Annotated in this window: 16 protein-coding genes; 8 read left to right on the plus strand and 8 right to left on the minus strand. The window is 49.4% G+C overall.

Annotation, left to right across the window (positions count from 1 at the left end):
• Positions 1-6: 6 nt before the first annotated feature.
• Positions 7-1281, plus strand: a complete 1275-nt coding sequence (gene phaZ / locus G9C99_RS06040) for a polyhydroxyalkanoate depolymerase (protein ID WP_166416556.1) — start codon at positions 7-9, stop codon at positions 1279-1281.
• Here phaZ and G9C99_RS06045 read toward each other — a convergent pair.
• From G9C99_RS06045 to G9C99_RS06060, 4 genes are all read right to left on the minus strand, one after another.
• Positions 1278-2000, minus strand: a complete 723-nt coding sequence (locus tag G9C99_RS06045; RefSeq protein WP_166416557.1) for an alpha/beta fold hydrolase — start codon at positions 1998-2000, stop codon at positions 1278-1280. The two genes, phaZ and G9C99_RS06045, sit on opposite strands and share 4 nt — an antisense overlap.
• Positions 2001-2069: 69 nt before the next feature.
• Positions 2070-2711 carry a hypothetical protein gene (locus G9C99_RS06050; RefSeq protein ID WP_166417102.1) on the minus strand — a complete coding sequence of 214 codons (642 nt, stop codon included), beginning with the start codon at positions 2709-2711 and terminating at the stop codon, positions 2070-2072.
• Positions 2712-2729: 18 nt separating this feature from the next.
• Positions 2730-3161, minus strand: coding sequence for a VOC family protein (locus tag G9C99_RS06055; RefSeq protein WP_166416558.1), 432 nt, complete (start codon positions 3159-3161; stop codon positions 2730-2732).
• A 2-nt stretch (positions 3162-3163) separates the two neighbouring features.
• Entirely contained in the window at positions 3164-3919 is a 756-nt protein-coding gene (locus tag G9C99_RS06060; protein ID WP_166416559.1) for an alpha/beta hydrolase, read from the minus strand.
• 147 nt (positions 3920-4066) lie between these two features.
• Here G9C99_RS06060 and thrS point away from each other — a divergent pair, with 147 nt between their 5' ends.
• The 5 genes from thrS (at position 4067) to G9C99_RS06085 (ending at position 8776) form a co-directional block, all read left to right on the plus strand.
• A complete protein-coding gene (gene thrS, locus G9C99_RS06065) occupies positions 4067-6013 on the plus strand; it encodes a threonine--tRNA ligase (RefSeq protein WP_166416560.1) in 1947 nt (648 codons plus the stop codon).
• A gap of 215 nt (positions 6014-6228) precedes the next feature.
• Positions 6229-6534, plus strand: coding sequence for a BufA1 family periplasmic bufferin-type metallophore (locus tag G9C99_RS06070; RefSeq protein ID WP_166416561.1), 306 nt, complete (start codon positions 6229-6231; stop codon positions 6532-6534).
• 75 nt (positions 6535-6609) lie between these two features.
• The gene (bufB, locus tag G9C99_RS06075) at positions 6610-7470 is read left to right on the plus strand and encodes an MNIO family bufferin maturase (RefSeq protein WP_166416562.1); all 861 of its coding nucleotides are present in this window, start codon (positions 6610-6612) and stop codon (positions 7468-7470) included.
• The gene (locus tag G9C99_RS06080; RefSeq protein ID WP_166416563.1) at positions 7467-8228 is read left to right on the plus strand and encodes an HvfC/BufC N-terminal domain-containing protein; all 762 of its coding nucleotides are present in this window, start codon (positions 7467-7469) and stop codon (positions 8226-8228) included. Before bufB ends, G9C99_RS06080 begins: the two co-directional genes overlap by 4 nt.
• On the plus strand, positions 8225-8776 hold the full coding sequence (locus G9C99_RS06085) for a DoxX family membrane protein (protein WP_166416564.1): 552 nt from the start codon (positions 8225-8227) through the stop codon (positions 8774-8776). Before G9C99_RS06080 ends, G9C99_RS06085 begins: the two co-directional genes overlap by 4 nt.
• On the opposite strand, the gene G9C99_RS06090 is transcribed toward G9C99_RS06085, so the two are convergent.
• Positions 8773-9132, minus strand: coding sequence for a DUF4064 domain-containing protein (locus tag G9C99_RS06090; protein ID WP_166416565.1), 360 nt, complete (start codon positions 9130-9132; stop codon positions 8773-8775). The genes G9C99_RS06085 and G9C99_RS06090 overlap by 4 nt on opposite strands.
• Before the next feature lie 39 nt (positions 9133-9171).
• On the minus strand, positions 9172-9501 hold the full coding sequence (locus G9C99_RS06095; RefSeq protein ID WP_166416566.1) for an arsenate reductase family protein: 330 nt from the start codon (positions 9499-9501) through the stop codon (positions 9172-9174).
• 216 nt (positions 9502-9717) lie between these two features.
• Between G9C99_RS06095 and G9C99_RS06100 the strand changes: the two genes are divergently transcribed.
• Together G9C99_RS06100 and G9C99_RS06105 are read left to right on the plus strand one after the other, a co-directional pair.
• A complete protein-coding gene (locus tag G9C99_RS06100) occupies positions 9718-9924 on the plus strand; it encodes a cold-shock protein (protein WP_166416567.1) in 207 nt (68 codons plus the stop codon).
• A gap of 137 nt (positions 9925-10061) precedes the next feature.
• Positions 10062-10268 (plus strand): cold-shock protein, encoded by a 207-nt coding sequence (locus G9C99_RS06105; protein WP_166416568.1) that lies wholly within the window; start codon positions 10062-10064, stop codon positions 10266-10268.
• Positions 10269-10364: 96 nt separating this feature from the next.
• Here the strand turns inward: G9C99_RS06105 and G9C99_RS06110 are convergent, their stop codons facing one another.
• A complete protein-coding gene (locus G9C99_RS06110) occupies positions 10365-10844 on the minus strand; it encodes a dihydrofolate reductase (protein WP_166416569.1) in 480 nt (159 codons plus the stop codon).
• Positions 10845-10846: 2 nt separating this feature from the next.
• Positions 10847-11680: a thymidylate synthase gene (locus tag G9C99_RS06115; protein WP_166416570.1), complete on the minus strand. Its 834-nt coding sequence runs from the start codon at positions 11678-11680 to the stop codon at positions 10847-10849.
• Between the last annotated feature and the right edge of the window lie 144 nt (positions 11681-11824).

Raw genomic sequence — 11824 nt, forward strand, 5'->3', positions numbered from 1 at the left:
AAATTGATGCGTTACATGGCGACCTACGATTTGATGGAGGCAGCTCGCAACACCAACCAATGGTTGGGGGCTTCTGCTCTTGCTATGGCATCTTATCCGGCAACCGGATTGGTTCCACATCCATTCTTCAAAATGATGGCTGCATGGGGTGAAGTGACCGAACGCACATTCGCCCGCATGGTCGTAAAACCTGATTGGGCCATTCCAAGCGTTGTTGGCACAGATGGACGTGACCATACGATTGCGGTGGAAATGGTTTTGGAGCGCCCATTTGGTGACCTCATTCACTTTGCAGTACAAGGCCGCGCCCCAATGGAGCGCAAGGTTCTTTTGGTTGCGCCAATGTCTGGCCACTACGCAACTCTGTTGCGTTCGACAGTGGCAAGTCTGCTGCCAGATTGCGAAGTCTATGTCACCGATTGGCATAATGCGCGCGATATCCCTGTTTCCGAAGGCAAGTTTGATGTAGAGGATTATACACTCTACCTTGTCGATTTTATGAAGCACCTCGGTGCAGACACTCACGTCATTGCTGTGTGCCAACCTGCCCCCCTCGCATTGGCTGCAACGGCATATCTTGCTGAAGAGAACCCAGCAGCTCAACCACGTTCGCTCACATTGATTGGTGGCCCCATCGACCCTGATGCAGCGGCGACCGACGTGACCGATTTTGGACGCCGCGTCACGATGGGGCAACTTGAAGAAACCGCCATTCAACGGGTTGGGTTCAAACATGCAGGCGTTGGCCGCATGGTTTATCCGGGCCTGTTACAATTGTCGTCTTTCATGTCGATGAATTCTGAGCGGCATATGAAAGCCTTTTCAAATCAGGTGATGAACGTCGCCAATGGAAAATCAAACGATCGCGATCCCCACAATCGTTTTTACGATGAATATTTGGCCGTTATGGATATGACCGCTGAATTTTATCTATCAACAGTCGAACGGGTTTTCAAAAACCGTGAGATTGCAAAAAACGAATTTATTGTTGCGGGTAAAAAGGTTGATATCGGTGCAATCACCAACGTCGCGGTAAAGACTGTTGAAGGTGCCGAAGACGATATCAGCGCGCCGGGCCAATGCGTCGCAGCACTTGATATGTTGACGGGTTTGCCGGATGGCATGAAGGCAAGCCATCTAGAACCAGATGCGGGGCACTACGGTATCTTTGCGGGCCGCAGCTGGCGCAATAATATTCGTCCATTGGTTCTGAACTTTATCGACGCCAATTCAGGCGAACGCAAAAAGCCATCGCGCAAATCGAAAAAAGCGAACAACTAACGCAACACTAGCGCAGAGTTCAGCCATTCTTTCAAAGCCGCGTTCGTTGCATGCGGGGCCTCAAGTGTAGGAAGATGCCCTGCATCTTCGATTACTTTAAACGTCGCGAAAGGCATGAGTTCAGCGATGAATTCTTGGCGGCGCAATGGCGTCAATTGATCGTGCGCGCCGCATAGCACCATCGCGGGAATTTTGCTCATGCGTAGGGTTTTTTGCTGGTCAGGTCGGCGCTGAAGTGCGCGGGATTGACGAATGAAAACGTCAGCCCCCAATGACATACCCATTGCCGTCATCAGCTGCAAAATGTCTGCACGATCCTCCCCCGGGGCGAGATACTCTTGCAACATCGTTTCCCCCAAAGCATCACGTAGGCGACCTGTTTGCGCTGCAACGATAAGGGGTTCCCTTGTTGCGGCTTGGGCTGGGCGTTCTGATTGGGCCGATGTGGAAATCAATGCAACTCTTGTGATACGTTCCGGCGCAATACGCAGAATTTCCATGGCGACAATGCCACCCAATGACAATCCCGCCAAAGCAAACCGTTCTGGCGCTGTCTCTAGGACCCGCCGCGCCATGCCTTCAACTGTCTCTTCAGACGTAATGGGCGACACCTGCACAGCCCGATCACAAGAAAGCGCCAAAATCTGCGGTAAAAATACGCGCGCATCACACATCATACCCGGTATTAAAACCAGTGGATCACAAGTTGTTGGTGTCATGTGCTGCCCGCAATATTATCTTTGTTGACGAAACATTAACCGCGCATAGTGATCTTGCATATGGAATTATTATTCTGTGTTAGAGCTGTGGCATTCCGGCAAACAAACCCCGCGAAACGGTGGAAAATCCGTGTATTTCTTTTCCCTGTCGCTCGGAGATAGATCCGGTAATTTCCCCTTTTTCAATAGAACCGAGTTTCCCCCAATCCATCCGCGTATGTCGCGCTTAGGGGCTTCGTTCCACATCAGATTAAAGGCGCAAAGCTTCGGGAAAAAACGCATTTCGGAATAAGGTAGATGATCATGGACCCACCATGCGAGATCATGCCAATGACGCCCTTGTTCATATTGGTCGGCAAACCATGGGATCACAATTGATGCCCCGGCCCCCATGTTTCCGTCGCCATCCAGATGGTCCCAAACATGCCCCGCACGGTCCGCGTGGGTCGCTGCGCAATTCAACGCATTTTCGTTGCCAAAATCATTAAGGGCAGCACAACGAAACCCTGATCGCACAGAAACCACGCCGAAAGTTTCGACTAACGGGTCCAAGAGTTGCGAACACAGCATCTTACCAGCTTGGATGGCCAGATCAGGATTGTCGGGAATATTTTGAATTTGGTGGAAATTTCCAATTTCAGAATATAGAAACTCCCGCATATAAAAATACTTAGAAAGGCGGACCCGACCCAAGGTCTCAAGACTCCACATACTGGCCGGGCGACGCATTTACTGAACTCCGTTCCACTGAAATGCACCATCTGGGCCCAACGGTGAAAACGGGTTGTGCGCAATTTCCCAAACATGCCCATCCGGGTCGGAAAAGTACCCATGATGACCACCCCAGAACACATCTTGAGCAGATTTAAGGATTTTGCCTCCGGCGTTTTCAGCACGGTCGAGAAATACCGAAACCTCTGATTTTTCTCTTAGATTATGCGAGAACGTAATTCCTGAAAATCCGCCGATATTCTCAACATCTATCCCCAGTTCATCTGCCAATGCCGTCTTGGGGTATAGCCCCAGTGTTTGGCCAATCAAATCAAACGCAATAACGCCATCTTGGCTCTCGACCCGCGTCCATCCAAGGGCTTCGTAGAATGCTGCGGATCGCTCCATATCGGCAACACCTAACGTGATCAGACTCACACGTTGCTCCATAATTATTCTCCAATAATATGCAAAATATCTTCGACGGTTTCTGTAATTAGAGGCAGGCAAGTCTCATCAGAAAATCGATGGTCAGCGCCCTTTACCAAAGTTAACTGAATGTCGTCCCCAGCAGCGTGATCCAGCAAACGCAAGGCAACGGACATATCAACATCTTCATCCGCCGTTCCCTGCAAAAACCGCGCCGGGAAAGGCAAATTCAATTCGTCCCGCAAAACCAACTGAGAGCGCCCATTTTCAATCAATTTCTGGGTAATGATGTAAGGCTCCCCATAATCGGAGGGCAGCGCAACTTGTCCGGTAACAGCAAGTTCATCACGCTGAGCGGCGTCAAAGCCTGCCCACATGCTATCCTCGGTAAAGTCAGGCGCAGCCGCAATGCCAACAAGCCCTGAAATACGGTGAGGCATTTGTTTACACATCAAAAGCGAAATCCAGCCCCCCATAGACGAGCCCACCAAAATTTGCGGACCTTCTGACAGTTCTGAAATGGCCGCGTACGCATCTTCTGCCCAGTCGCCAATACATCCATCGGTGAACTCTTCTGATGATTCACCATGCCCTGAGTAATCAAATCGGAGAAAGGCGCGCCCTTGCCTCTTAGCCCAAGCTTCAAGAAATACGGCCTTGGTTCCACCCATATCCGATTTAAAGCCACCTAAAAACACGACACCGGGCCCGTGCCCTTCAGTCTTATTGTAGGCTATTTTACGTCCCTGAGGGGAGAGAAAGAAGGAATGCTCAGTCATTGTTGATCCTGTAATTTTCAACACCCTAACCTCACTAAAGAATTCGCTCAACCGCCGTTGACTTCATCCCCGCAACGGGCCAAATACGGGGCACCACATATCCTGCAACCGGGCGTTCCGTGGGCGCCAAACTGACGAGGAGCCGATATGGCACAAGTCTCTCTTACATTTCCTGACGGCAATTCACGCGATTACGACGCTGGCGTAACAGCCGCTGATGTTGCTGCAAGCATTTCAAATTCCTTGGCAAAAAAAGCAATTTCTGCCACCGTCAATGGTGAACATTGGGATCTGCAGTGGCCAATCTCTGAAAGCGCAGATATCGCCATTCACACTATGAAAGACGATGTTCAGGCGCTTGAGCTTGTACGTCATGACCTTGCCCATATCATGGCACGCGCGGTTCAGGAAATCTGGCCAGAGACCAAAGTCACAATCGGTCCGGTTATCAAAGACGGCTGGTACTATGACTTTGATCGCGCCGAAGCTTTCACACCCGAAGACCTTGGTCTCATCGAGAAAAAGATGAAAGACATCATCAACCTGCGTGATGCTGTCAAAACCGAAGTTTGGGATCGCGACCGCGCCATCCAGTATTACACTGATCGCAACGAGCCTTATAAAGTCGAATTGATCGAAAGCATCCCAGGTGATGAACCGCTGCGTATGTACTGGCACGGCGATTGGCAGGATTTGTGCCGTGGTCCGCACTTGCAGCACACCGGCCAAGTCCCTGCAGATGGCTTTAAACTAATGAACATCGCTGGCGCTTATTGGCGTGGTGATAGTGATCGCCCCATGCTGCAACGCATTTACGGCTGTGCCTTCACAAACAAAGAAGGCTTAAAAAAGCATCTTACAATGCTTGAGGAAGCCGCAAAGCGTGATCACCGTAAACTGGGCAAAGAAATGAACCTTTTCCACATGCAGGAAGAGGCACCCGGGATGGTTTTCTGGCACCCAAATGGCTGGCGCATTTATACCTTGCTGCAAGACTACATGCGCCGCCGTCAAGATAAAGGTGGCTATGTAGAGGTGAATACCCCACAAGTTGTTAATCGCAAATTGTGGGAGGCCTCTGGTCACTGGGAGAATTATCAGGACAACATGTTCATCGTAGAGGTCGACGAAGATCACGCCCGAGAAAAGGCCGTCAACGCGTTAAAGCCGATGAATTGCCCTTGCCATATTCAGGTCTTCAATCAAGGCCTGAAATCCTATCGCGATTTACCCCTGCGCATGGCTGAATTTGGCTCATGCAATAGATATGAGCCCTCGGGCGCGATGCACGGCATTATGCGTGTGCGTGGTTTCACCCAGGACGACGGCCATATTTTCTGCACCGAAGCCCAAGTCGAAGAGGAAACTAAAACGTTCGTCGGTTTTCTCGCCATGATCTACAAAGACCTCGGATTTGAGAACTGGCGCGTAAAACTTTCCACTCGTCCCGAAAAACGGGTTGGTACCGAAGAAAGTTGGGATCAAGCAGAAGAGGCACTTGCGAACGGTATCAAAGCAGCCGGATATGACTATGAGATCCAAGAAGGCGAAGGTGCGTTTTATGGTCCAAAACTAGAATTCGTGCTCACCGACGCGATTGGACGAGATTGGCAATGTGGCACATTACAGATTGACCCCAATATGCCTGAACGCTTGGACGCTAGTTATATTGGAGAGGATGGCGCCCGCCATCGCCCCCTAATGCTGCACCGCGCGACTTTGGGGTCGTTTGAACGTTTCATTGGAATTCTGATCGAGGAACATGCAGGAAAATTGCCGTTCTGGTTAGCGCCTCGTCAGGTTGTTGTGGCATCGATTGTTTCTGACGCGAATGATTTTGTCTTAGAAACCGTCGCTGCTTTGCGTGCTCAAGGTGTACGTGCCGAAGCAGACATCAGAAACGAAAAAATCAACTACAAGGTCCGCGAGCATTCTCTGGGCAAAGTTCCGGTGATTCTGGCAGTTGGCAAAAAAGAAGTCGAAGACAGAACAGTCACATTGCGCCGTCTAGGCGAGAAACAAACAGCAGTAATCTCACTCGATGAAGCTGTAACAATTCTCACGAAAGACGCAAAAGCACCTGACCTTTTGTAAAAGATTGCAATATTTTAAAAGGCCGCGCGGTATATCGCCTGCGCGGCCTTTGTTATTTTTCAATAACTTACGAATTTCCTTAGTAACAAATCATCTAAAATTATAACGCCGCTGTGACTAACGTCCTCGTGATTGGAAAGAGTTTATTTACTCGGCGTATGGTTAGTCTATCGCATCAAACGCGATCAGATATTCAAACTAAAGGAAGTCATACTATGTCCAACACTGTAAAAGCTCTCGCCGCTGCTGGTGCCGTTGCTGCCGCTCTTTCTGCAACAACTGGTGCAGTACAAGCTCAAGAAAACGAAAAATGCTTCGGTGTTTCACTTGCTGGTGAAAACGACTGTGCAGCTGGCCCAGGTACAACATGTGCAGGTTCGTCAACAGTTGACTACCAAGGTAACGCTTGGACACTCGTAGAAGCTGGCACATGCGCAGACATCGAACTGCCAGCAATGGCTGACGGCTCTGCACGTATGGGGTCAACCGATGCACTAGACCGCGACCTACCAGCGTCCTAAGATACTCCTGCGCCCCTGCACCGCGTGGGGGCGCACTCTAACCGACCGATAAAGACCAGCTGACCGGAGCGTTTCATGTTAGATGCCACCCGCCATTCATTTGATCAGCTACCCAATCGACCGGGCGTTGGCTATAAACCCCAACACTTCACAGACATCATGAAAGATGCAGGGCCCGTTGAGTGGCTCGAAATTCATGCTGAAAACTATATGGGCCAAGGTGGTCGCCCCCACGCGCAACTTCGCGCTCTTTCCGAAAAATTCGCATTCTCAGTCCATGGCGTTGGATTGTCCATTGGCGGTGAAAAGCCGCTGGACAAAGATCATTTAGCCCGTCTTCGTGATTTGGTGAGCTGGCTTAACCCTGCCCGATTTTCCGAACATCTCGCTTGGTCTACCCACGACAGCCACTTTCTAAATGACTTGCTTCCGCTACCATATACTGCCGATACACTCTCGCGCGTTGCGGATCACGTATCCGAAGTCCAAGATGTGGTTGGCCGCCAGATGCTGTTAGAAAACCCGTCTTCGTACTTAGCCTTTTCCGAGAGCACGATGGCAGAAACCGATTTTTTAAATGACGTAGCAGAACGATCAGGCTGTGGATTGCTGTTAGATGTGAACAACGTTTTTGTCTCAGCAACCAACCAAAAGATGAATGCCTACGCCTATATTGATGCTTTCCCGCTGGATAAAGTCGGCGAAATTCATTTAGGTGGCCACGATGAAGATGAAGACGATTTAGGCGCGCCACTACTGATAGATAGCCATGGTGCTGAAGTTGTTGATCCTGTTTGGTCTCTTTATCATTATACCATTGCGAAATCCGGGCCGCGCCCAACACTCATCGAATGGGATACCGATGTTCCTGAATGGCCTGTTCTCGCCGCAGAAGCATCGCGTGCAGCAAAAATTCTAGATCGGTTGCCAGCATGAACGTGACACAGTCCGAATTTCGCGCCGCAATTTTTGATGCGAACCTCCCTATTCCAGAAGGCTTGACCGACCCTGATGGCCGTCCGGCCGGAAAGCGGTTTTCCGTCTATCGCAATAATGTTGCGGTTAGCCTAACTGAGGCGCTGATAGCAGCATTTCCGATCATTCACAAACTTCTGGGGGATGCATTTTTTCGTGCGCTCGCAGGTGTTTTTTTACGGCAGTACCCGCCTACATCACCACTCATGATGTTTTACGGAACGGAAATGCCCGATTTCCTAAAAACGTTTGAGCCGGTAAAACACTTAGGTTATTTGCCCGACATCGCACGTATAGAACTGGCACGTAGACATAGCTATCACGCGAAAGACAGTATGCCGATTGCGCCCGAAGCCCTCCAAAACTTACCGCCAGAACGATTAATGGCTGCACGCTTTTCACTCTCAGAAGCAGTATACGTGGTTACATCAGACTGGCCGATTCACGCCATATGGCGCATGAACACTGTAGAAAACGCACCCAAACCTGCAATGCAACCCGAAGCGATATTGGTCACACGCCCCGAATTAGACCCTGTTGTAACGGGCGTCTCTCTAGGGGCTGCACGTTTTGTAACTGCGCTGAAGGGCGGGCAGACATTTGCGGAAGCCTTCGAAGCCGCAACCACTGCAGAAGCAGGTTTTGACCTTACCCCCCTACTCGGCGTGTTGATCACAGGTGCCGCAATAATACAAATCCAAGAAGGATCACACCAATGACCGCACTGACTACCCTTCACAATTTGATTTTTGAAAAATTGGAAAAACTTCTAGGAGCATGGTTCCTACCAACTTTGGCGCGTTTTACAATTGCTGCCACCTTAGTGGTTTACCTGTGGAATTCAGGCTTAACAAAATTGGGCGACGGAATTTTCGGAATTTTAAGTCCTTCACTCGGAGCCTATGCACAAATTTTCCCAAAAGCGATGGAAGCCGTTGGCTATGATGTTAGCCAACTGAGTGTGTTTCATTGGGCAGTTGTTGTTGCTGGAACCATTGCAGAATTTGTTCTTCCCGCACTCCTATTGTTAGGATTGTTGACACGTATCGCGGCACTCGGAACCATCGGTTTTGTCGTCGTACAAAGCCTTACAGACCTATATGGGCATGGCGGCATTGATCACCCTGAGACGCTTGGTGCTTGGTTTGATCGCATCCCAGATAGCATAATCTTAGATCAACGCCTATTCTGGGTTACGGTTTTACTGATATTGGTCTTAAAGGGTGGCGGCCCACTGTCATTGGACCGCCTTATCGGCACCCGTTAATGTGCATCCGGCTTGGTGGCCAACAGCGCCAATGCGCCGCCAAGCCCACACATTGATATTGGAAACATAGTAAAGACCCCAAATCCAAAAGCATAAAGCATCCCCACTGCTGAAACCAAAAGCATTGCCCCACCTGCCTTTGCTTGAGAGCGCGCCATAGCGCCACCAGCGATCGCTAAAAGGGGCGCAAATAAACTGACCACTCGTATCAGCCCAACGTTTTCCACCTGATCCAGCGCATTCGGGGCTTCATTCCCGACCCAATCGACAAAGACGGTATAGCCGTAGCTGAAAAACCCGATCAACACCCCGATCAGACCGCCAATAATTCCCAATACTAACGCTGCATTACGCATTTTCTTCTCCTTATTTACCTGCAGATAGGTGTAGCAGGGCTATTCGCCAACCCAGCTTGCCGCAACGTCTTTTCCCCAACCAAGTGTTAATCGGTCACCATCTTCGATCACTGGGCGTTTCATTAGAGTTGGGTTTTCAAGTAGAAGTTCGACCGGATCTTGCCCGCGTTGCTCTTCCGTTAAGCCACGCCATGTCGTTGATTTTTTGTTAATTAAAGCGATATCAAAAGCGGTCCAAAACCTTTGTAAATCTTGTTGCGTAACACCATCTGCCCGCACATCAACTACATCCACATCGTAGCTCGCCAACCGCAACGCTTTCAACGCTTTGCGGCATGTATCACAGGTCTTTAACCCATAAAATTTCATTTTCATTCTCCTGTCACATCCGGCGAATATAAGGGCCTCGCAGACCAGCGCGAGTGAAAATTCTTGCCTTTTGGAATAAAGACAGGCACGGTGCGACCGCGTGATGACAGTTTTTCGATACGACCGCCTCTTTTATGTGGCAGCCGACGACCAGAAGACCTGGCTGCACCACCCCGGCACAATAACGTGACCGGGCTTTGATAAAGGAGAATACGGATGGCTACTGGCACCGTAAAATGGTTCAACACAACTAAAGGCTTCGGCTTTATCGCACCTGACGGTGGCGGCAACGACGTTTTCGTACATATTTCTGCTGTTGAGCGTTCAGGCCTCACTGGTCTCGCTGACAACCAAAAGGTAGAATATGAGCTGCAAGAAGGCCGCGATGGTCGTCAATCCGCAGTCGATCTAAAAACCCTTTAATTGCAATTGCTAGAAATAGCTGCAATATGAGAATCAGCATCCAGAGCATTCTGCTTTGGGTGTATTTTTTGTAGGTATAGTTTCTATCCTACGCATCGTTTCGTATAATTGCGGAACACACTTGAAAGTACAAAGACATGGCTACCGGCACAGTAAAATGGTTCAACACAACTAAAGGTTTCGGCTTTATCGCACCTGACGGCGGTTCTTCCGACGTATTCGTTCACATCTCAGCCGTTGAGCGTTCAGGCTTGACTGGTCTTGCTGACAACCAAAAAGTTGAATTCGAACTGCAAGAAGGCCGCGATGGTCGTCAATCCGCAGTGGACCTGAAATTGGTATAAGCGTTTTCGCTAACCAATTGATTTAGGTGTTCAACCAGCGTTGATTGAATTCCCGAATTCGAAACCCTCACAGTTTTCTGTGAGGGTTTTATTTTATCAGGCAACCCGCAGGTATTCGAATACATCACACCTGGGATCATTCGCGCGCAGTGGCGTGCTCCCGATACAATCCCACTCTTTTCCGTCAAAATCTGGGAAATAGGTATCTGCATCGTCTACCTGCAAATCCACTTCGGTTAAAAGCAAACGGTGCGCTTTGGGTAACAGAGATTTATAAATTTGATACCCTCCGACCCCATAAATACGACGATATCCAGCCGCATAAGCTGCCGAAACCGCATCATCAAGATTTGAATACTGGAATTCCGCATCACACCCCTTGGATGTGACCACCAAATTCATACGGTTTTTAAGAGGCTTAAATGGCAAGCTATCCCAAGTATTGCGCCCCATGATGATCGCCCCACCCAGTGTTTCGCCTTTAAAAAACGATAAATCTTCAGGCGCATACCAAGGAATATCGTTGTCTTTGCCGATTGCACCACCATGGGCGCGCGCCGCTATCAATGTAATCATTTTTAAACCGCCACAGGTGCTGAGATAGAAGGATGCGGATCGTAGCCAACCACTTCGAAATCATCAAATTTGAAATCAAAAATGGACTCCACCTTCCGTCGAATATTTATTCTAGGCAACGGGCGCAACGGCCGCGCAAGCTGGGTTTTGACCTGATCCATGTGGTTAGAATAGATATGCGCATCCCCAAGGGTATGGACGAAATCACCTGCCTCATATCCGGTAACATGGGCCAGCATTTGCAAAAGCAAGGCATAAGACGCAATGTTAAATGGTACGCCTAGAAACAAATCTGCTGAACGTTGATAGAGTTGCAAATGCAACCTGCCATTCAGAACGCGAACCTGCCACATAGTATGACATGGCGGCAACGCCATCTGCGACAGCTCCCCCGGGTTCCAAGCGGAAACAATAAGGCGGCGACTATCAGGCGCGTTTTTGATATTCTCAATCAGATCCGAAACCTGATCACAGCTAATCGCACGAAACATCGGTTCACCATTTAGCGTTTCACCCGTTTCAACCAGGCCCGGAAACCGGCGCCATTGCTGTCCGTATACGGGGCCTAGATCGCCATTTTCATCAGCCCATTCATCCCATATCGACACCCCATTATCTTTGAGATAGCGAATATTTGTATCGCCAGACAAAAACCATAACAGTTCATGGATGATTGATCTTAAATGCAGTTTCTTCGTTGTCACCAAAGGGAAACCATCGGCCAACGAGTAGCGCATTTGCATACCAAAATATGCGATTGTGCCCGTACCGGTGCGATCTGTCGTTTGCTCTCCGTGATCGAGAACTTGCTGTAAGGCATCATGATATTGTTTCATCAGAAGCTGCACCGCCCATGTTATATATTGGATATCTCACCTTTTAGCATTGGTTGCCGCCATGAACAGAAAAGATTGCGATTTTCTCAAATCTCACTGGACTTCTTACAGCTCAACGCCATGCTAGTTGAAAACAAATCGGGA

The sequence above is a fragment of the Cochlodiniinecator piscidefendens genome, from assembly GCF_011326755.1.
GTDB classification, from domain to species: Bacteria; Pseudomonadota; Alphaproteobacteria; order Rhodobacterales; family Rhodobacteraceae; genus Cochlodiniinecator; species Cochlodiniinecator piscidefendens.

What these genes read in the sequence shown, in the direction of transcription:
- phaZ (WP_166416556.1), top strand. Translation starts at nt 7, where the DNA reads ATGCGTTACATGGCGACCTACGATTTGATGGAGGCAGCTCGCAACACC.
- G9C99_RS06045 (WP_166416557.1), bottom strand. Translation starts at nt 2,000, where the DNA reads ATGACACCAACAACTTGTGATCCACTGGTTTTAATACCGGGTATGATG.
- G9C99_RS06050 (WP_166417102.1), bottom strand. Translation starts at nt 2,711, where the DNA reads ATGTGGAGTCTTGAGACCTTGGGTCGGGTCCGCCTTTCTAAGTATTTT.
- G9C99_RS06055 (WP_166416558.1), bottom strand. Translation starts at nt 3,161, where the DNA reads ATGGAGCAACGTGTGAGTCTGATCACGTTAGGTGTTGCCGATATGGAG.
- G9C99_RS06060 (WP_166416559.1), bottom strand. Translation starts at nt 3,919, where the DNA reads ATGACTGAGCATTCCTTCTTTCTCTCCCCTCAGGGACGTAAAATAGCC.
- thrS (WP_166416560.1), top strand. Translation starts at nt 4,067, where the DNA reads ATGGCACAAGTCTCTCTTACATTTCCTGACGGCAATTCACGCGATTAC.
- G9C99_RS06070 (WP_166416561.1), top strand. Translation starts at nt 6,229, where the DNA reads ATGTCCAACACTGTAAAAGCTCTCGCCGCTGCTGGTGCCGTTGCTGCC.
- bufB (WP_166416562.1), top strand. Translation starts at nt 6,610, where the DNA reads ATGTTAGATGCCACCCGCCATTCATTTGATCAGCTACCCAATCGACCG.
- G9C99_RS06080 (WP_166416563.1), top strand. Translation starts at nt 7,467, where the DNA reads ATGAACGTGACACAGTCCGAATTTCGCGCCGCAATTTTTGATGCGAAC.
- G9C99_RS06085 (WP_166416564.1), top strand. Translation starts at nt 8,225, where the DNA reads ATGACCGCACTGACTACCCTTCACAATTTGATTTTTGAAAAATTGGAA.
- G9C99_RS06090 (WP_166416565.1), bottom strand. Translation starts at nt 9,132, where the DNA reads ATGCGTAATGCAGCGTTAGTATTGGGAATTATTGGCGGTCTGATCGGG.
- G9C99_RS06095 (WP_166416566.1), bottom strand. Translation starts at nt 9,501, where the DNA reads ATGAAATTTTATGGGTTAAAGACCTGTGATACATGCCGCAAAGCGTTG.
- G9C99_RS06100 (WP_166416567.1), top strand. Translation starts at nt 9,718, where the DNA reads ATGGCTACTGGCACCGTAAAATGGTTCAACACAACTAAAGGCTTCGGC.
- G9C99_RS06105 (WP_166416568.1), top strand. Translation starts at nt 10,062, where the DNA reads ATGGCTACCGGCACAGTAAAATGGTTCAACACAACTAAAGGTTTCGGC.
- G9C99_RS06110 (WP_166416569.1), bottom strand. Translation starts at nt 10,844, where the DNA reads ATGATTACATTGATAGCGGCGCGCGCCCATGGTGGTGCAATCGGCAAA.
- G9C99_RS06115 (WP_166416570.1), bottom strand. Translation starts at nt 11,680, where the DNA reads ATGAAACAATATCATGATGCCTTACAGCAAGTTCTCGATCACGGAGAG.